General features: G+C 63.1%; 8 protein-coding genes. All 8 read left to right on the top strand.

Going from position 1 to position 21,038, the window contains the following annotated elements:
- Positions 1–30 precede the first annotated feature (30 nt).
- The 8 genes from HS101_16940 (at position 31) to HS101_16905 (ending at position 20,904) form a co-directional block, all read left to right on the top strand.
- Positions 31–651 (top strand): ATP-dependent Clp protease proteolytic subunit, encoded by a 621-nt coding sequence (locus HS101_16940; protein MBE7507953.1) that lies wholly within the window; start codon positions 31–33, stop codon positions 649–651.
- Between the two features lie 99 nt (positions 652–750).
- Positions 751–1,389, top strand: coding sequence for a hypothetical protein (locus HS101_16935; GenBank protein MBE7507952.1), 639 nt, complete (start codon positions 751–753; stop codon positions 1,387–1,389).
- A 474-nt stretch (positions 1,390–1,863) separates the two neighbouring features.
- On the top strand, positions 1,864–4,479 hold the full coding sequence (locus tag HS101_16930; protein ID MBE7507951.1) for an FHA domain-containing protein: 2,616 nt from the start codon (positions 1,864–1,866) through the stop codon (positions 4,477–4,479).
- Between the two features lie 195 nt (positions 4,480–4,674).
- The gene (locus HS101_16925) at positions 4,675–11,106 is read left to right on the top strand and encodes a hypothetical protein (protein ID MBE7507950.1); all 6,432 of its coding nucleotides are present in this window, start codon (positions 4,675–4,677) and stop codon (positions 11,104–11,106) included.
- A gap of 11 nt (positions 11,107–11,117) precedes the next feature.
- Complete coding sequence (locus tag HS101_16920) at positions 11,118–12,212, top strand: glycosyltransferase (GenBank protein MBE7507949.1); 1,095 nt, start codon at positions 11,118–11,120, stop codon at positions 12,210–12,212.
- A gap of 208 nt (positions 12,213–12,420) precedes the next feature.
- Positions 12,421–12,912: a hypothetical protein gene (locus tag HS101_16915; protein ID MBE7507948.1), complete on the top strand. Its 492-nt coding sequence runs from the start codon at positions 12,421–12,423 to the stop codon at positions 12,910–12,912.
- 609 nt (positions 12,913–13,521) lie between these two features.
- Positions 13,522–15,567, top strand: a complete 2,046-nt coding sequence (locus HS101_16910) for a tetratricopeptide repeat protein (protein MBE7507947.1) — start codon at positions 13,522–13,524, stop codon at positions 15,565–15,567.
- A 219-nt stretch (positions 15,568–15,786) separates the two neighbouring features.
- Positions 15,787–20,904, top strand: coding sequence for a S8 family serine peptidase (locus HS101_16905; protein ID MBE7507946.1), 5,118 nt, complete (start codon positions 15,787–15,789; stop codon positions 20,902–20,904).
- Positions 20,905–21,038: the final 134 nt, after the last annotated feature.

The raw sequence follows: 21,038 nt of genomic DNA, 5'->3' as shown, positions 1-21,038 counted from the left end.
AAGGAGAGTCCAATGAGCATCAACCAATCGTTGATCCCCTTCGTGATTGAGCGGACCGGACGCGGGGAGCGATCTTACGACATCTATTCCCGGCTTTTGAAGGACCGGGTCATTTTTCTCGCCGGTGGGATCGATGATGACGTGGCCAATGTCATCGTCGCCCAGATGCTCTTCCTCTCCAACGAAGATCCGAACGCGGACATCCACTTCTATATCAATTCACCCGGCGGCAGCGTTTCCGCCGGCCTGGCCATCTATGACACCATGCAGTTTCTCCGGTGCGACGTCGCGACTTACTGCGTCGGCGTCTCGGCGAGCATGGGGGCGATCCTGCTTTGCGGCGGCGCCAAGGGGAAGCGATTTTCCCTGCCGCACTCGCGCGTCCTGTTGCATCAGCCGCTCATCGGCGGCGTCCTGCAGGGAGCCGCGACGGACCTTTCCATCGAGGCCAAGGAGATTCTCCGGCTTCGCGAGCTTCTCTACGCCATCATTGGAAAGCACTCCAACACCGACATCAAGAAAATCGCCAAGGACTGCGACCGGAACCTCTGGCTCGATCCGACCGAGGCGATGGAATACGGCCTGGTCGATCGCGTCCTCGAGCGGCAGCCGGAGATCACCAAGCGGCCTTCCGCCGTGGATGACGACTAGGACGGTCGCCGATTTCGAGATGGACGTTTACCGCGACCTACCGGGTGCGGTAGGATGCCCGGTCGTTCGGAATCTTACGATCACCGCGGAGCGGGATAGATGCCCCTTTACCTGCGATCTCACTACGGTTGGCGTCTGCGGCACCTGGTCGTTCTCTCGCTTGGGCTCGCCGGTTGTCTTCCACCGGAAACGGGCGATTCGCGCATCACAGAGATTCAGCAGCTTAAGGAACACATCGAGGCTCAGAACCGCGAGCTGACCCAGCAGAAATCGCAAATCGCCGAGCAGGCTCGCCAGATTCAAACGCTCCAGGGCCTCAGTGAGTCGGATCGACTCGCCCAACTGGTTCACGTCCATAAGATCCGGCTTCAATCCCTTTCCGGCGGATACGATGACGACCGCGATGGCATCGACGACGGGGCCGTTGCCTATCTTCAATTGCTGGATGCGGAGGGGGATGTCATCAAGGCCGCGGGATCCGTCGTCATGGAGGTCTACGATCTGGCGGCGCCCGATTCGGAGCGTCAGGTGTTGATGCACCAGTTGGGCCCGGAAGAACTGGCGGCGACCTGGTTTGGCCGTTTCATGACATCTCATTACACCATCAAAGCGCCATGGCCCTCGGGCCGGATGCCGACACACAAGTCACTCACGATCGTGGTGCGCTTCACCGAACTGCTGACCGGCGCGTCGTTCGAGGTCCAGCAGTCGGTCCAGGTAAACGGTCCCGCCCTCTAAGTTCGATTCACGGCGCCATCAATCCTCCCGAAATCCGTCTCGCGCAAGAATTGCCGATTCATGCTGCTGCGCCCCATCCGGTTGGTTGCCGAACGGATCCAAACGAATTTGATCCACCGGCCGAGCAGTTCTATGCTTTATTAGGTATTGCAAGCCGAATTCCCCGTGGGCGCCCGCCGGTCTCCTTCCCGCGGGAGCCACCCTACCTTGGTCGCCCGGGCGGAATTCCACCCTGCCTCACGGTTCCAGCGCTGGTATCGCCGATATAGAGGAATCCAGTCCGATAAGGACGATCGCCTCATTGATAATGATTTGCGGTCGCTATTATCGGTAATGAACTAAGGCGAAAGGGTTGGTAACGCCGTTAAAGAGCCTATTGATTCGCACGGATTCGAGGCCCTGCGCGAGCCTCGCGCGGAGCTTGCTGACTCAGTCCGTGCCCGACGGCCAACTTGCCCTCCGAGGTGAAAGCCAGTGAACAACACGTTGGATGACAACGACATGTGCCGGCCGGTGATTCGGCTGAAGACCGGCGAGCCGAGGGCCGAACGGTCGGCGAGGTCGATCACCGGCCCCGTCACGGTTCTCGGTAGCGGCGACGGCTGTGACATGGTCCTGGCATCAAGCAGCGTTGATGAGGCACACGCGGTCATCGTCCGGCTGGGCGGCGGCGCGTTCGTCTGCGATCTGGGCGCTCCCGGCGGAACAATGGTCAACGGCGCCCACGTGCGCTGGGCACGGCTGGAAGATGGGGACGAACTTTCCATCGGGTCCTTCTACTATTTTGTGGAGATCGGGCGATCGTCCGGCGCCCTCTCGGGGCATACGCGCCCTTTCTCACTGAGAAACGATCTGACCATCGGCGTCATCCGCAGCGAAGACCCCGTCCTGCTGATCGGGCGCGACGCGGCCTGCGACGTTGTGCTGGATGGCGCTCATGTCGCTCCCCGGCATGCCATCGTGGTGTGGACGGGCGATGGGCCATTGGTGCGCGATTTGCAGGGCCGGTCGCTCGTACGCGTCAACGGCCGGGCCGTCCGGCAGAGGCTCGTCCACTCGGGCGACTCGATCGGCGTCGGTCCGCACGAAATGAGATTTGAGATCGAAGCGAAGACTCCCGCCGCTTCGATCAACGCCGATCCGGCCATCGCCGCGGAATATGGACGCCCCCGGACATTCCACGAGGAATACCCGGAGCAGGACGACGCGGCGGACCCCCGCGCGGCAGAAGACAGGATTCCTAACGTCGCCGGCCCGCCGGACTACGAGGGGATGAACGAGGACGATGCAGCGCGCGAGCTGGTCGAAGACCTCGAGCGCAATGAAGCAGGCGATGGGCAATGGATGACCGGTCATGATGCCGAACAAATCGAGGCCCTCGACGATTCAGAGGTCCTCCAGCTATTGGACGGGGCCAGGATGGATTCACATGCCTCCTCAGGTGAAGTGAGGAAAGGAGACGACGCCGGCATGACTCATCATGGCGACACCCGGACGGAGGCTGCGCCGCGCTCGATGACGTTCTCGGCGGACGAGCTCGTCGCGGCACGAGTCGTGGACGAACGCGACGCCCGCCCGCAGGCCTTTTCGCCCGACTTCCGGCAGCGTGTGATTGCGGCACAGAATGCCCTCGACGAGCGAGCCCGAAAGTTAAGAGAGGAGCTTGATTCAGAGCGCCGTCGCCTCAAGGCGTGCCAGGATCAGCTCAAGGAGCAGGCCCGCCGCCTTCTTGAAGCGGCGAAGGCCAATGAAGAAACCCCGGGCGACGGGGCGACCGCGCAAAAGCAGGTGGCAATTCCGCGTCAGGAGAAGTCGGTCGCATCGCAGGGCCCTGGCAAGACGCTTCACGACAGCGACCATGAAGAATCCATCGCCTCGCTGGAAAGGCTCTTCGCCGACGGCGCGGCCGAGCTTCCCGCATCGGACCGGAATGTCCGCCACACGCTGCGGACCGCCGAGACGGTCGCCGACGTCGGCAAACAGGCCCAGGCGGAGGCGATGAGTCTTCAGCATCAGGTCAACGAGTTGATGGAGATCGTTCGCGACGACCAGCAGGGCATGAACGAGGCCGAGCAGCGACTGGAGTCGCTGCGCTTCGAGATCGAGCGGCTCAAGTCTGAGGTCGCACGCGCCCGTGAGAAGCATAAAGTTCAGTTTTCCGAGCACGAGGCCCGCTATGAGAGCCTCCAGCGCAGCAGCGAGGGCATCAAGCAGGAACGCGAAGCGCTCATGCTCCGCCTGCGTCGACTGGATGCCAAGGAATCCGCGCTCAACACGCGCATGGCCGATGCCAAGCGCGTTCGCAAGGACATGGAGCGCGAGTCGAACCGTCTGGCGAGGCTTCAGGAAGAACACGATGACCGGCTGCGAGAGCTTCGGATCAACCTGGAGGGCGAGCGGCATCGGCTTCGCCTTCGGCAGACCGAGCTTCAAAAGCGGGCCAGCGAACTCGCCAAGATGGCCAGGACGCGGCGTCACGCCATCGAGGAGATCGTCCGCGAGCAGCAGAGCGAGCTTCAGGACACCGAGGCGGACATCAAGGCCAAACGCAGCGCCATTGCCGAGGCCGGCCGCGCGGAACTCGAAAAGACCGCCACCGAGCTGGAGCAGTTGCTGAGCGTCCGATTGAGCGATGTCGAGTCTGAACTACTCGCCAGACAGGAAAGCCTGGACTCGTGGATCATGGCGATCTGGGACAACGCCAAGGGGTCGAGCGGCGGTCCCAAGCGCGTCGAGTCGATTGCTCGCCCGCCCAAGTCCACTTTCGGACTGGGTGGTGCTCCGGCCCCGATGGCCGCGGAGCCGCAGGTTCGACACCTCGCCCAGCTTGAAACCGAACTGGAAAACCTGCATCGCGCGGTTTTGCGCATGGAGGACGATTCCGATCACCGAGGCGTGACGGATGGTCTTGCGTCACGGCGTGCGTCGTTGCTTTCGGGAGCCCGAAAAAGCGGCGATTTGACGACCCGTTTCGCGGAGAAGTTTTCGTCGTTCAGGATCGGTTCCGGCCATCGAATCGATGGCAAGCCGGCTTCTTCGACGCGGACCGATTCGCCCGACATCGGACTTCAGAAGACGGGCCAAGGATGAGGAGTTGCCTCGATCAGCCCACGCCTGTCGGTTGACCATGTGCAGCATCGCGGAGCGAGCTCGAATGGCGAAAAGCTGGGATAGGCATAGGGCGGTGGCCGGAGTGTTGCTCCGATCGAGAACTTTAACCGACGACACGCTGACGCGGTCGTCTTTGTCTTGTTGCAATCAGCCGGAGGCGGAGGTCTTCCAGCGATGAATCATCCGAATGAATCGCCGCAGTTCGGTCACGATCGCGCCGAACAGCCCTCCGAAGTCACCGACTCCGGGCTGCCCGTCCTGAGCGACGCCCGCAACGAGCTTCAGGCTCAGATGGCGCGTGACCTGGACCGGCTTCGCCGCGTCTCCTCGCACTTGTCCGAGGCCCGATCATGGGCGGAGCAGTATCCCGACGAGGCGTCGGCCCTTGAGGCTCTTGCCGGCGGGGCCTCCATCGCCGGGGTCGCACCGTCACCGTCACATGCCGCCCCGTCCGCATTCGGTCGCCAACCCGCCAAAACGCCGGATTTAATGAGGCTGCATACCGGCCAATGGCAGATGGGCTCCAGCATGCCCTCGGCTTTTAGTGCATCGCAGTTCCGCCGCGAGCCGGTAAACTACTCCTCCGGGGGCAGGGGCGCCACCATGGCCAAGCTATCCGCGACCGGCGACCTCGCCGCTGCACAGTCCAAAGACTCGCATTCCGCGCCCCGCGGTTCGACGGTTCCCAATGCCTCCGCATCCGGCAAGCCCTCGGCGGGCGGCGGCCACGGTAACACCGGCGGCAACGGTCGCAATTCCAAATCCGACGAACTCAAACAGCGCGTCGTTCGAGCCCAACAGGCCCTCGATCAGCGCGCTGAGAAGATTAAGTCCGCCCTGTCGCAGGAGCGCGAGCGACTGCGAGGCTACCAAACGCAACTCGAGCGCAAGGCCCGCGAGCTGAGCAGCCTCGCCGAGCAGCGACAGCGCGCCATCGACGAGGAAATCTCTCGTCAGCGGAAAGAACTGGCCGCCGAGCGCGAAGAACTGAATCGCCATCGCGCGGAGCTTGAAGGACGACAGGCCGCGATCGAAGAGGCCAACAAGGCCTTCATCGAACAGCAGAAGACCGACCTGCAAAAGGCGGCGGGGGCCCGACTCGAGCAGATCGAGCGCGGGGCCGCCACGCTTCAGCAGCAACTGGAACATAAGTCGCGGATCCTGGCCGAGCGGGAGGCTCAGCTTGAAAAGCAGCTCCAGTCCCGCCGAAGCGACCTTGAGAAAGAGTTCTCCGAGCGACAGTTTCAACTCGAGGCCCGGCAGAAGGCCATTGCCGAACGAGAAGCACAGATCGAGCGCACCGCCAACGAGCGCATCGAGGAATACCGCAGGCAGACCGCCGAGCTTCAAACCCAGCTTGAGTCCCGCCAGCAGGAACTCATGCGCCGCGAGTCCCAGACCGATCGCGCCGCGCGCGACCGCCTGTCGCAGGTCGAGCGCGAGGCGATCCAGAAGCAGTCCGACATTGATGCCCGCCAGCGCGCCCTGGTTCAGCGCGAGGCCGAGACGGAAAAGACGGTCGCTGCGAAGCTCGCCGAGGCCGAGAGGTCCGTCGCCGCGAAGCTCGCCGAGGCGGAGAAGACTGCCGCCGCGAAGTTCGCCGAGGTTGAACGCGCCGTGCAGGCCAAACGAGCCGAGCATGAACGCGATTTCACCACGCGGCAGGCGGATTTAGAGGCAAGGGAAAAGGCCTTTCAGCGCCGCCAGTCCGAGTTGCAGCAGGCGACCGACGCCCGGCTGGATCAGATCGAACAGGGCGCCGCGACGCTTCAGCGCAAGATGGAGTTAAAGGAACGCGAGCTCGCCGAGCGGGAAGCCGAGTTCAAGGATCTTCAGCAGCGCCGCCAATCCGAGTTTCAAGCGCGCATCAAGGAGCTGGAAGATCGCAGCGCCGAGATGGATCGCAAGCAGAAGCAGCTTGCCGATCGCGCAGCCGAACTGGATCGTCAGGCCGGCACGCAGTTGGAAGACCTCGAGCGGGAAGCGCGTCAGCGCACCGCGGAGATCGAGCAGCAGCACGAAGCGAAGCGCAAAGACCTCGAAAGCCGCATCTCCATTCTTTCTCGCCGCGTCGCCGAGTTGGATCGCGCCGCGGCCTCGCGCATGGCCGAGGTCGAAGACGAGATCGCCGGTCGCCGCCAGGAACTCGAAGAACACATGCAGCAGCTCGCCGCCCACGAGATGGAGCTGCGCCAGAAGAAGGACGAATTCAGCAAGGAGCGAGAGTCGCGCGTCGCCGAGCTCCGCGCCAAGGCCAAGGAGCTTGCCGAGCTCGCCAAGATTGAGCGTGAAAAGCTTGCCGAAGAGGCGAAGGCCTCGCATCAGCGGATTGCCGAGCAGACTCAGGAACGCGAGGCGGAGCTCACGTCGCTGCGTGAAGCGCTCGACGCGCGCGGCCGTGAGATTGCCGAGCGCGAAGTCGAACTCACCCGCCACGAAGGCGAAGTGAAGCGCCACGGCGACGGCCTGGCCGCCCGCGAGACCGAGATTCGCGGCAAATACGCCCAGTTGGAAGCCCGCAGCGCCGCCATCGAAGAGACGCAGACCGAGCTTGCCGCCCGCGAGCGCAAGTACGAGGCCTGGCAAAGGCGAACGAACGAGGTCGAGCAGGAAATCAACGAAGCCCATGAAGCCCTGCGAAAGCAGGAGGCCGAGATCAATCAGGCCGCGCAGGTCGCACGGCAGCGCGCCTCGGAGATCGAAGCCCGGCTCGCCGAAATCAAAGCCGCCGAGGGTCGTCTGCACGACGAGCAGGCGGCGGTCGCAGCCCGTTATGCGGAGTTGGCGACGCGCGAAAAGTCGCTCGAATCGCGGCTTGATGACATCCGGCAATTCAAGCGGCAGGTCGAGGCCGAGTCTCAGGAAGTCCTCGAAAAGCGCGCCCGGCTGGAAGACATCGCCGAGAAAACGGAAGAGTATCAGCGAATCCGCGCAGACGCCGAGGCCCGCGCCGAGGCGGTCAAGCGGCAGGAGCGGGAGCTTCAGAATCGAATCTCCGCCGCGCAAAAAGAGGCGCGCGAACACGAGAACCATCGCAACGAGCTGGACGCCATCCGGGAGGGTCTCGAGTCCAAGGAGGCCGAGCTGCGCGATCGCGAGGATCGCGTAGCGCAGCGCTTGACCGAGGCGCGAGAAGTCGAGGAGCGACTGCGCCGCGCCGCCGCCGATCACGAATCTGAGCGACTCCGGCTCACCGAAATCGAAAAGCACCAGGAAGAGCAGGCCCAGGAGCTCCTTCAGCTCCGCCAGGACATCGATCGCCGAAAGGCGGAGATCGACGCAAAGGAAGCGGCGACCAAAGAGGAGCGCGCTCGCATCAACGAGGCCCGGCGGTCGCTGGGCGAGCAGGAGATTGCCGTTCGTGCGGAGTCGCAGCGACTCTCCGCTGAACGGGAGACCTGCGAGAAACTGCGGGAGGAAATCACCGCCGGCCTGGCTCGTCTTGAGCGCGAGAAAAACGACCTCACCGCCCGCGATACCGAAGTCCGCAAGGCCCAGGCCGATCTGGACCGCACTCTGTCCGCCGTGAAGTCACAGGAGCGATCGCTTTCCGAGGAGCGCTCGACCGTGGCAGCCGCGCGTCAGGAGGCCGAGGAGGTTCGCGGTGAGCTTTCGCGTCGCATCACCGAGACGGAGGAGCTTCGTCGTGCCCTCGTGGAAAAGGCCGAGCGGCTCCGCGAGCGCAAGGCGAAACTGGCCACGGACGCCGCCACGGTGGACGCGCGCCTCAGAACTTTGAACGAGGAACTCGAAGCCGCCAAGCGCGAGCGCTCCGCCATCTCGCACGAGCGCGGCCAACTGGAAAAGGACCGCCGACAACTCGCCGCCGATCGCGACGGTTTCATTCGCGAGCAGGCCGAGTCTTCCAAGTCGCTGCAGTCAGCGTCAGCATCCGAGTCAAACTTCCAGGAGATCGACCGCCGCCTTGCAGCGCGCGAGGCGCACCTCGAAGAGCGGGCCCGAGAGATCGAATCATTCCGCGAGCAGGTCGCCCGGGAGCAGTCGGACTGGAATCGACGTCGCATGGAGCTTGAGGCCGCCGAGCGCGATCACCGCGACGCCTCGAGCGAGCTTGCCATCATGACCCAGCGGGCACGCGAAATGGCCGCGGAGGTTCAATCCCGCGACGAGGCCCTGACGGATCGCGAGCGCGCCATCGCCGCAAGGGCCGAAGAGATGGCTGAGGCCGACCAGCGCGTGCGACGCGCCGCCGAAGAGACGGAATTTCGCCGGCGTGAGCTCGACCGCGAGGCCGAAGAGCTGGAACGCCTCCGGGCCAAGCTCGAAGCGGAGCTTGAGGCTTCAAGATCGCAAGGCGCCAAGATATTCCACGAGCGCGCGCGCCAGGAAGAGGACGCCGAACGCACCGTTCGCCTTCAGCTTGAAGCGGCCGAAGCCGACTTCCGCAAGCGACTCGAATCGCTCAAGGCGGAGACGCGCCAGCAGCAGGAAGAGATGGAGCGCGAGGTGGTTCGCCGTCGTGAGATCGACGAAGCGGAGCTGGAGCAGAAGCGATGCCGTCTCGATTCAGAGCTTGAGGACCTTCGCCGACGTCAGGCTGCCGTACGCGAAGAGCAGGCCGCCCTGCGCCGCGAGCGCACCACCCTGCAAAATGCCGCGCGGGTCGATGACAAGCGACAGGACGAAGATTCCGAACTCGGGCTCTTGGAAGAAGAGGCGGATGCGCCCAGCTCTTCGCATCGCACGCCGATTAAGGCGGGCCAGGATTACGATCCCTTCGATCTCGCGCCGGGTGATGCCGATGCTGCGCACGAGGAGCCGTTCCTTGCCGCCGATGCCTGGCCCGAGGCGATTCGTCCCGCTGGAGCGGCGATTCCCTCCGGCGTTCCATCGCGCACCCGATTCACCAGCGTCCTCACGGTGATCGCGGCCCTCGCCCTCGGTGCGACCTCATCCCTGTGGTACATGTGGTTGCCGGTTCGCGAAGTTCAGGTGACCGGGCGTCTGGTCCTGCCGCAGGGCGGGCCAAACGCGATTGTTCCGGCGACTGCGCTGCAAACAGTGAGTACCGATGATGCCTGGCTCCGTCAGGCCTCCGCGTCCGCAGGGGTGGACGTCAAGTCGCTCATCGCCGATGGATCGCTCAAGATGACTGTTGCCGATTCCGGCGATGCCATTGCCCTGAATGCGAGCGTGCTTCCAGAGAACGAGGCTGCCGCGGGTCGATGGCTCAGCGCCGTCGGTGCGTCTCTCCAGCAATACTTGAGCCGCGATTCCGCGATGCCCCAGCGCTTCACTCAGCAAATCACCGATCTTCAAACATCCAGGAAGAGTCAGGAAGATGCCCTTGCTTTAGCGCGTGCGGACATCGATCGCCTCCAGCAGCGTGCCGCGGTCCTGTCAGGGCGCGACGTCGAGGCCGTGCGCAAACGCAAGGAAGATCTGAAGATTCAAATCTCCGCGGCCATTGCGGATATCTCCAAGGCCAAGGCCGCCCTGGCGCAGTTCGAGGCGTCGCCTCCCTCCGACGCGCCGGTCTATCCGTCGGATTCGCAGCTCGCCGCTTCCTATCAAAAGGACGTCGAACTGACCGAGGCCCTCCGCGAGCGCAACGCCAAGTCCAAGGAGTGCTTCAAGGAATTGGACAAGACCATCGGCGAGGCCGCCGAGCCGTTTGAAAAGCTCAAGGCGTCCATCGGCGAGATGCGCGAGGCCGTCAAACACCAGATAGAGATTCAGTCGAATGCCGAGATACGCGGCGAACTCGACTCGATCGCGAAAGACCTGGCCGAGTATGCCGTACTCGCCGACGAATTTCAGGGCCAGTGGACGGAGCTCACCGACAAGATCACCGGCTGGCCGCGCACCAGTGATCCCGGCCTGCTGCTCGAGTATCAGGCCAAAGCGGAACTCCTCGTTCGCAATTTCTACGGTGACTCGCGCGTCCCGTTCAGCGCCGCGGCCGACCGGGCCGACGCGATCGGCCGCGAAGGCGAGGAGATGACCAAGCGCCGCGTGATTCAGAATGAGTTGACCAGCCTGGCCCACGCCGGTCTGGAAGCCAGAAACGCGTGGATCGTCATCGCTCGCAACGTCGTCCCTCAATACAACCTCGTCCTGCGCGCCGCCTGCGATTCAGTCCGCGACCTCGCGCCGCGCATCGAGCAGTTGAAGGTTCGCCACAGGGAGAAGGTCACCGCCGAGTTGGTCGCCCAGAGGCAGGAGCAGTCCAAGGCCGAGCACCTCGCTCTGAAGGAGGCCGCCGATTCCGCCACCCGTCGTCACGAGGTCCTCTCCGACGAGTTCCTGCGAATTGACGAGGTCGCCGCCGACGATGCCACAGCCATGGCAGAGCTCAAGGGCCTTCAGGATCAAATCGCCGACGGCCAGAAAAAGATCGTCGCCGCCGAGGCGAAGATCGCCGCGATGGACGACGAGATCGCCAAAGTCACCGCCGCCGCCGCCAAGTCCGCACGGATTCCCAACTACCAGGCCACCGCCGCCGTGTATCCGCCCATGTTCGACCCGGGCAAGCGCGGGCCCGCCTTCGCCATCGGCGCCGGCGTCTTCGCACTCGTGCTGCTGATTTCATGGGCGATGCGGTCTCCCCGTCGCACGCCGGTGCCGATTCCGGTCGGCCGTTGAGTCGGCGATCCATGCCCCGCGTCCTGTATCTCTCGACCGACCTGCAGCGCGGCGGACTTCCCCTTCGATTGTGCCGGCTGGTGCTGCGTCTGCGCGATCTCGGCGTTACGCCGATTGTGGGATGCCTGACGACGCCCGGCCCTCTGAGCGACGAGCTCTCGGCGGCGGGCATTGAAGTGTTTGCCTGCGGAGGCAGGGGCGGCCTGGACGTCTCCTGCCTGTGGCGCTTTGCAAAGATCGTCCGCCGATTCGACCCCGATCTGATCCACGCCTCGCTGTTCCATGCGAACGTGGCGGCCCGGCTCATGGGACGCTGCGATCGCCCGCGGCCGATCATCACCTCGACCGTCACCATCGAAATCGAGCGCGCCTGGCATCGGTGGGGCGAGTGGGCGACGGCGGGTCTCTCGAGTCTCCACGTTGCCAACGGTCTGGCAGTGGCGGCCCACCTTGAAAATGAGCTCGCGTTTTCGCCCGATCGGCTGGCGGTCATTCCCAACGGCATCGAACTCGCGGCATTTGAGTCGGCCGAGCCGATTGATCGCGCGAGCTTCGGCATTTCCCCGGATGTGCCCATCATCCTTTGGGTGGGGCGGATGGATCGCGTCAAGGATTTAGCGACATTCGTAAGCGCCGTTCGCGTCGTCGCCGCAGGGCGCCACGTGCAGGCCGTTCTGGTCGGCGATGGTCCCGAGCGAAGCGCATTGATGAAGTCCATTCGAGACGGCGGGTCGCCGGAGCTTTTTCTGCTGCCTGGCTGGTCAAATGAAGTGCCTCGGTGGCTCAAGGCGGCAAGCTGCCTCGTACTCACTTCTCGTACCGAAGGATGCCCCAACGTGCTGCTCGAGGCGATGGCATGTCGTTGCCCCGTGGTCGCAAGCGATATCGGTCCTTGTCGAGAACTGATCACCCACGATCAGCACGGCCTGCTTGCCCCGGTGGGTGATCCAGCGGCCTTTGCCGGGGCCATCGGCCGTGTCCTGAGCGATCCCGTGGGGGCCTCCCGGCGAAGCGAAGCGGCCATCGCCCGGGTTGAGCAGCGGCACGATCTGGCCCGGGTCGCTGCGCAATGGATGCACGTCTACGACCGGTTGCTCGGAAGCTAAATCGAGCGTTCGGGTCGCATCGCTGCTTGTGATTTTTGAACCTTCCGATCTGCAAATTCTTACAGCGAATAAACTTTCGTGAGCGACGAGTTTGGAGTGACTCTGCCCAAGAATTATTTGAGAAATTCGCTTGCAAGCGGAATGTGGTTTAGTGTAGAGTAATCCCATCAAGTGGGATGAAATGGGTGAATGAAATGGCGGTTTTTGGATGGTTTTCGCAGGGCACTATGAGCATGCCATCGACGAGAAAAATCGCCTCTCGATTCCTTCGAAGCTGCGAGCTCGGTGGAATCGGGATCGGGATGGTGACGGTTTCTACGTCGTCCCCGGCCGTCAGTCGGGAACTCTTTGGCTCTATACAGAACGTCACTTCGAGGCCCTCTCCGAGTTCGCGGAGTCCAGCCTCATCCCTGACCAGAATCAGCTCGATTTCGATGAGATCTATTTCCCGCTGGCCGAGTTCGTAGAACTCGACGGCCAGGGACGAATCCTTCTGCCCGACCGCATGGTCAAGAGATCGGAAATTGGTCGGGAGGTCGTGATCAGTGGTGTACGGGATCACGTAGAGATATGCCGACGCGATGACTTCGACAAGAAGCTGGATGAGCGATGGACCAAGTTCCACGAGATTCAGCAGAAGGCGCGCGAGGCATACAAACAGGCACGGCGGCAACCCGGCCGAGAGGCCGGTGAAACCTGACCAACGGGTGGCGCGGTGTTCACCCGGGTGAGGTAGTTTCGAGTGAGGTGGCGCGGAAGGAGTACCGGATGAGGGCCTCCTTCCGCCCACTATCTCTACCTGGCAATCAAGTTTCCGGCGGCGGGACACGGACGGCTGAAGGTCGCCGGAATAGCAACGCGAGTGGATCGGAACGAACGAAAACAGGGCATTTTGCAAAGCAAGGGCGCGGCCCCCGATACGGACTTCTTTTACTGATTCGGCAGACAATGGGTGTACTCGCCGTCAGCGATCGAGGCGCTGCATCCCGTGCCGCCAAATCAGTCTGACAAAAGAGTGCCGCCGCGGGTGGAAGTAGTCTTGTTGCCGGCGATGACCTCGATTCGTTTCGCACGCCGACGAAATGTGGCTGGGCGATGCGATTCAACGCGTTGAGGCTGCCCGATCACCATGGACGGTGACCGGGCTGCCCTGTTTTTCGGGGGCCGCGGCGGTTCGTCACATCTTCGCGCGTTCAATCTTCCACCCCTGAGCCTTATCATGGCCCGCTCGCAGTGCGCAAGGTCGCGGCGGCCGCCGCGATCTTCGCCGGACGGCTGGATCGAGATTTCGCAAGAGGGTGTGAGGGTGATGACACGGCGCGCTCGAACGAAGTCGCGTTCCGACTCGGTCTCCGCCGCGTCGCCGCGAGGCATGCCGGGGCCTGTCCGCACAATTGCGGCCGCGATCGGCATTTGCACCGTCACGCTCCTGGCATACTTCAACAGTTTCGATGTGAAGTTCATCTTCGACGACGAGGCAGGCATCGTTGAAAACGAACTGATCCGTCGCGTTCTGCCGATCGAGCGGTTTCTTCAGTCCACCCAGCCGTTCACGGACTTTACCTTTGCCCTCAACTACGCTTCGGACGGCCTGTCCCCCGGCGGGTTTCATGGCGTGAACCTGGCGATTCACTGTCTCGCCGCGTTGCTCTTATTTGGCCTGGTCCGGCGGACGATCGTGATGCCGGGCGTTTCCGACACCCTGCGCGACAGCGCCGACGGGCTGGCCTTCGTCGTCGCGATTCTCTGGTCCGTCCATCCACTCCAGACCGAGAGCGTTACCTATCTCGTGCAGCGCAGCGAATCGTTGATGGGCCTTTTCTACCTGTTGACACTATACGCCGCGCTGCGAGCCGCGACGTCAGGGACGCGGTGGGCATGGAATCTGACGGCGATCCTGGCATGTGCCGCGGCGATGGCGTCGAAGTCCGTCGCCGTGACCGCGCCATTTGTGGTGCTGCTCTACGATCGCGCATTCTTGTTTGAAAACTGGAAGGCTGTATTCCGCGGCCGGTGGAAGCTCTACGCCGGCCTCGCGGCAACCTATCTCGTTCCCCTGGGGCTCGGAGTATTCCATGGATTGTTCTTTGAATCGTCCGAGACCGCCACCGTCGGATTCGGCTTCAAGGGCATCACGCCCATCGAATACCTGAAGACCCAGCCCGGCGTCATCCTGCATTACCTGACTCTGATCGTGTGGCCGATCGGCCAGTGCCTCGACTATGCCTGGCCCGTGGCGAAGTCTTCCTCGGACATCCTGTTACCGTCCATCATCGTTGGATTGCTTGCTGCACTCGGCATTGCGTGCTTCTTCCGCCGCCGAGCCGTCGGATTCCTTATCTGTTCGATGTTTCTGATCTTGCTCCCAACGTCGAGCATTGTTCCGTTGAAGGACCCCGCCTTCGAGCATCGGATGTATCTGCCGCTCGCCCCCGCACTGGTGGCGCTGGTCATGCTGATTCACGCCGTAAGGCTGCCGTCACAAAGTGGCGGTAGCCCGGCGAAGACCCGCCGGTGGTCCTGGCGTCCCTATGCGGCGGCGATAGCCTGCTTCATCTTGATCATGCTCACGCGCGAGCGAAATGCCCTGTACGCCGAGCCGAAGAAATTGTGGGCCGACGTGGCCGCCAAGGCCCCGCACAATCCCCGCCCGTACAACGCCCTCGGCTTTATTGAGTTGGGTAGCGGCGCTCACGACGCCGCGATCGAGTTGTTTCGTCAGGCCATTCGCCAGGATTCAGATTACGCCCCCGCCTACGTCAATCTGGGGAAGGCGTACTATCGCAAGAGAAACATGGAATCCGCCGTTCGCGAGTTTCGCATCGCGACGCACGTGAGTCCATCTTCCCTCAATGCCGAGGCGCACCTCCTCTTCGGCACCGCCCTTGCCGAAACCGGTCGCTCCGAGGAGGCGATCGAGCAACTCAAGCTCGCCATCAGCAAGAACCCCCGGCTCGAACAGGCGTACTTCGCCCTCGCGGATCGGCTCTGGAAGCTGGGTCGCCGGGAGTCGGCGGTCGGCGTTTTCCAGCAGGCGCTCGCCTCGGAACCCGGCCTGGTCGAGGCCCGGGTCAACATGGGTCTGGTCCTCTCCGAGTTGGGCAGAATCGACGAGGCCGTTTCGTCTCTGGAGAGCGCCATCCGATTCTCAAAGCCCACTACAAACCCCGAAACCGTCATTCGGGCCCACTACAACCTCGGCTTGGTCCTGTTCCAGGCGGGCCGACAGCAGGAGGCCGCGCCGCATCTTCGCAGGGTGTTGAGCCTGAGCCCGACGCATCATTCGGCCGCCAAACTTCTTCAGCAGATCACGGTCGACCCGGCGACCGCCCCGGAGGCTGGGCCTGGCCGGTAGGTGGCCGGGCCTGAAATCTCTCGGTTGGCCGAGAAAACACTTTAGTTTGCGTTAACTGTCGGTTAAGCTACAAGCAATCAGGTTCCCGAATGGTTCGCGATGTGCGACCCCCGGGGGCTTCGGAGGTGGAGGAAGTTCAAACCAGCTCAGGTTCGAAATGCCTGTAGCATCACCCAACAGCGGGGCAATCCTGTGTCCCGCCAATCTCCCGAGGGAATTATGATCCGAGCCAAATCGATTGTCCTTGGTTGTGTTGCGCTATCTATTCTCGCTTCGAGCCATCAGAGCCGCGCCGACGTGCCGTTCAAGAACGGCAGGGCTTTGATTCCGACTCAGGCATCCGTCGAGACAGCGGCCGCGGTGGTCAGTCTCGCGCAACCTCTCGGTGAGACGCATCTGGTCGTCCAATTCAACGAACCCGTCACCGACGAAGTCCGCACCAAGTTGGAACAGTCAGGTGTGCGACTGCTCGATCCGCTCGGCGAGAACGCATTCTTCGCCCATGCCGACGCGAGCCGATTGAACGCCGTCGGTCTCGGCGAAGTCAAGTCATTGAGCGGCGTCTCCGCCATTGCCACCGAGTGGAAGCTCCACCCGATGCTGGTGGCCGGTGAAGTCCCCATGTATGCGGCGGTGTCAAAGGCCCCGCAGATGGAAGACGGCAAGCCCGTCAGCGTGAAGGATCAGGAACTTCTCATCAACCCGACGGTCGGCGCCTATCTGAAATTCCATCCCGACGTCAACCTGGCGCAGGACGGCATCGCGCTCGTGCAGCAGTACGGCGCAACGGTGCGCGATGTGCTTGAAACCATTAACGGCCTCGTCATCGAGTTGCCCTATCAGACCATCGCGATTCTCGCGGCAGAGGACAAGGTCCAATGGATCGAGCCGCCGCTGCCCCGCATGGGAGAGATGAACGCCGAGAACCGCCTCATCACCGGCGCTGACATCGTGCAGGCCGCACCCTATGGCCTCGATGGCTCCGGCGTTACTGTCATGGTCTACGACGGAGGAACAGGACGCTCGACGCACCAGGATTTCGGCGGCCGACACACCAACGGCGACACGGCAGGACTCTCTGACCACTCGACCCACGTCGCCGGCACCATCGGCGGCAGCGGCGCGGCGTCCGGCGGCGTCGAAAAAGGTATGGCCCCCGCGGTTCAGATCTGGGGCTACGGTTTTGAATACGACGGATCGGGAACCTTCCTCTATACCAACCCCGGCGACCTCGAAGCTGACTACGGCGCCGCCATCAACGCCCACGGCGCGGACATTTCCAACAACTCCATCGGCACCAACACCGAGCCGAACGGTTTCCCCTGCAGCTTCCAGGGCGATTACGGCCTCACATCCAGCGTCATCGACGCCATCGTCCGCGGCTCGGTCAGCTCCGGCGTTCCATTCCGAATCGTCTGGGCGAACGGCAACGAGCGACAGGGTAGCCGCTGCGACGTCGAAGGCTTCGGCGACTACTACAGCACGGCCCCGCCCGCCGGCGCCAAGAACCACATCGCCGTCGGCGCGTTGAACGCCAACGACGACTCCATGACCTCCTTCAGCAGTTGGGGTCCCGTCGACGACGGACGAATCAAGCCTGACATTTCAGCACCCGGTTGCGAGGCCGGCGGAGACGGCGGCGTCCGATCCTGCTCCAGCAGTGGCGACACGGCGTACTCGGTGAAGTGCGGCACCTCGATGGCATCGCCGACCGTCTGCGGACTTTCGGCTTTGCTCCTCCAGGACTATCGCATCCAGTTCCCCGGCGATCCCGACTTCCGAAACGCCACCCTCAAGGGCTTCTGGGCCCACACCGCGGTCGATCTCGGCAACGTCGGTCCCGACTACCAGTTCGGCTACGGCTCGGTCCGCGTCGAGCCGGCGCTGCTTCAGATGCGCAGCGGAAACTGGCTCGAAAATCAAATCTCCCAGGCTGAAGTCTACAGCGTGCTCGTCATCGTGAACCCCGGCGATCCTCAGCTCAAGGTCACCCTCACCTGGGACGACGTCCCGGCCACGCCCAATTCCAACCCTGTCCTCGTCAACGACCTCGATCTCGTCGTTTTCGACCCTTCGAGCAATCAGCGATTCCCCTGGACGCTTGATCACCTGAACCCCGGCGCGCCCGCGGTGCAGACTCAGGCCGACCACATCAACAACATCGAACAGGTCGTCGTTAATTCGCCGCCGCCCGGCGTCTATCGCGTCGAAGTCCGCGGCTTCAACGTGCCGCAGGGCCCGCAGACCTTCTCGCTGGTGGCCTCGCCGCTTCTGGTCAATTGCTCCACCCAGGGCGTCATCGCGCTGGACAGCAATAAGTACGCCTGCAGCGCCACCGCGACCGTCCGCGTCGTCGATTGCGATCTGAACACCGACGACAATATCATCGACACCGTCACCGTGAGTATCTCGTCCACCTCGGAGCCCGGCGGCGAGTCCCTCCTGCTGACCGAGTCCGATCCGGCGACCTCGACCTTCCTCGGCACCATCAACCTCGCCACCGTCGACGCGGCCGGCGTGGTCCTGATCGCCGATGGCGATACCGTCACCGCGACCTACATCGACGCCGACGACGGCATGGGCGGCATGAACGTGGTCGTGACGGACCTCGCCGTCATCGACTGCTCGCCCCCGGTCATCTCCAATGTCATGACCACCGCCCTCAACGCCCGAAATGCGACCATCGGCTTCGATACCGATGAGCCGGCCAACGGCACCATCCGCTACGGCCTGGCCTGCAACGCATTGACCGAAACCCAGGGATCAAGCGGCTTTAACTCGGCCCACTCCATCGGCCTCTCCGGCCTGACCGACAACACGACTTACTTCTACGTCGTCGATGCCGTCGATGAGGCGGGCAACATGGTCACCGACGACAACGGTGGGGCATGCTACACGTTCGCCACGCCCGAGGTGCCGGACTTCTTCACCGAGCTGTTCGACGCTTCTGACGCCGACCTCGACAACACCTCGCTGCTCTTCGTGCCCAACGGTTCCAATGATTTCTACCTTGCCTGCGCGACGCCGATCGTCCAGCTTCCCGTCGATCCGGCGGGCGGAACGAATCTCGCGCTGACCGATGACGGCAACGCCAACGTGGCCATCGGCGGCGGGTCGAGCGTCTTTATCTACGGCACGGCCTATACCAGCTTCTTCGTCAACGCCAACGGTAACATCACCTTCGGTTCGAGCGACAGCGATTACACGCCGAGCTTCGCCGAGCATTTCGCCAAGCCGCGCGTGGCCGCCGTCCACGACGACCTGAATCCGTCGCAGGCCGGCACCGTGAGCTGGAAGCAGCTTGCCGATCGCATCGTCGTCACCTGGCTGAACGTGACCGAATACAACGGGACCAATCAGAACACCTTCCAGATCGAACTCTTGTTCGACGGAGGCATTCAGATCAGTTACCTGGACATCGCCTCCACCGGTTACCTCGCCGGGCTCTCCGCCGGCACCGGTCTGGATCCCGACTTCTTCGAGTCGGATCTGTCCGCCCTCGGTGATTGCGGCCCAAGACCCCCGACCGCCGGCGGTGTCTCCGCGACAGCGCCGGAGGACACGGAAGTCACCATTACCTTGCCCGCCACCGATGACGGCACCCCCGGTCCGCTGTCGTACATCGTTGTTTCGCTGCCCACCTATCAGTTGAAGGATGCGGGCGACAATCACGTCATCGTCCCCGGCGATTTGCCGTACACCGTGACCGCTGGCGGAAACCAGTTGAAGTACCAGCCGTCGGGCGGTTACAACGGCCCCGACAGCTTCACTTACAAGGTCAATGACGGCGGTACGCCTCCCGACGGCGGCGATTCAAACACCGCCACCGTCACCATCACCGTCGTTCCGGTTCTGGAACTTCCGTTCCTCGACGAGTTCCCGGCGACCACCTTTGACCCGCAAAAGTGGGCGCTCATTTCAAATGCGACCATCGATACGGTCGGCACGGCCGAGCCCAGTGAACCCAATTCCGCACGATTTAACGGTGATCCCTCCGGCGGCGATGAGATTCGCACGCACGTCTTCAACCTGAGCGGCGAAAGCGCCGTCCGCCTGACCTATTCATACGAACAGAGGGGCGGCGGTGAATCGCCCGATGCCGGCGACGACCTGTTCGTCGAATACCAGGACGCGAGCAACAACTGGCAGGTGCTTCAGCAGCATCTCGGCTCCGATCCGGACATGACCACCTACACCACCCAGACCTTGCTGCTGCCGGCGCCCGCGCTGCACGCGGCCTTCAGGCTGCGATTCCGCAACACGGCGACTGCCGGAGCGTTTGATGACTGGTTTGTCGATGACGTCCGGCTCGAGCCCGCCAACGCCCCGTCGGCCTCCAACGGCGCGGTGGCAACGGCCGAGAACACGCTTGTCAACGTGACGCTTGTCGCCAGCGATCCCAACATGGACCCGCTGACCTATGTCGTGTTGTCGCTTCCGGCCAACGGAACCCTTCGCGATCCGGCCACCGGCAACATCGTCTCTGCCCCGTATAATCTCGCGGGCGGCGGCAATGTGGTGCGCTACACGCCCAACCTCGGCTACGCCGGTATCGATCCGTTCACATTCAAGGTGACCGACGGTCAGTACGACTCCAACGTCGCCACCGTCACCGTCACCGTGGGCGGTCCGACGGCCTACTATACCTTCAACATGGACACCAATCCCGGATGGACCACCATGGGCCAGTGGGCCTGGGGCGATCCGACCGGACAGGGTTCGCACAATCTCGATCCGCAGAATGGTTTCACCGGGACTAATGTCTACGGCTACAACCTGGCCGGCGACTATCCGAGCAGTCTCTCGCCGGTCCAGTACCTGACCACGACCGCGATGGATTTCTCGGCCCTCCAGGGCGCGCAGCTTCGCTTCCGCCGCTGGCTGGGTGTCGAGTCGGCGACTTACGACCACGCCAACATCGAGATTTCTGTCAACGGCACGAACTGGACGACGGTCTGGAACCATACCGCGACCACCGCCATCTCGGAGAATGCCTGGTCGCTTCAGACCTACGACATCTCGGCGATCGCGGATAACAAGCCGACCGTCTACATCCGCTGGGGCATGGGTACCACCGATACTTCGGTGACCTATCCCGGTTGGAACATCGACGACGTTGAGATTCTCGGCCTGGCCCCGGGTCTCTGCGTCGGCGGCACTTACGGCGACGTGAACATCGACACGGCCGTTGACGCCCTCGACGTGCAGAAGTTTACCAATGTCCTCCTGAACCCCGGTGCCGCCTCGCCCGCAGAGAAGTGCGCGGCCGACGTACACGCCGACGGTACTATTGACATGGTAGACATGGATGAGTTCGTCGAGTTGCTGCTGAACTAGTTGATTCATCCGGATGACCCGGATAACAGCTCAATTCAAGGGCGTCGGTGCGGCAAAGGCCGCCCGGCGCCCTTTCTTCTGTGCGCCCTTGGCGAGCCGAGAATATAGCCCGTCAGCGCGGCATCCATGAATCG

This window comes from Planctomycetia bacterium (assembly GCA_015075745.1).
Classification (GTDB): Bacteria; Planctomycetota; Phycisphaerae; order UBA1845; family UTPLA1; genus UTPLA1.
Note: the sequence above shows the minus strand (reverse complement) of the source record. Positions and strands in the feature narration are given on the sequence as shown.

Excerpts from the sequence above, each read along its gene's own strand:
- HS101_16935 (MBE7507952.1), top strand. The coding sequence starts at position 751 with ATGCCCCTTTACCTGCGATCTCACTACGGTTGGCGTCTGCGGCACCTG.
- HS101_16925 (MBE7507950.1), top strand. The coding sequence starts at position 4,675 with ATGAATCATCCGAATGAATCGCCGCAGTTCGGTCACGATCGCGCCGAA.
- HS101_16920 (MBE7507949.1), top strand. The coding sequence starts at position 11,118 with ATGCCCCGCGTCCTGTATCTCTCGACCGACCTGCAGCGCGGCGGACTT.
- HS101_16915 (MBE7507948.1), top strand. The coding sequence starts at position 12,421 with ATGGTTTTCGCAGGGCACTATGAGCATGCCATCGACGAGAAAAATCGC.
- HS101_16910 (MBE7507947.1), top strand. The coding sequence starts at position 13,522 with ATGACACGGCGCGCTCGAACGAAGTCGCGTTCCGACTCGGTCTCCGCC.
- HS101_16905 (MBE7507946.1), top strand. The coding sequence starts at position 15,787 with ATGATCCGAGCCAAATCGATTGTCCTTGGTTGTGTTGCGCTATCTATT.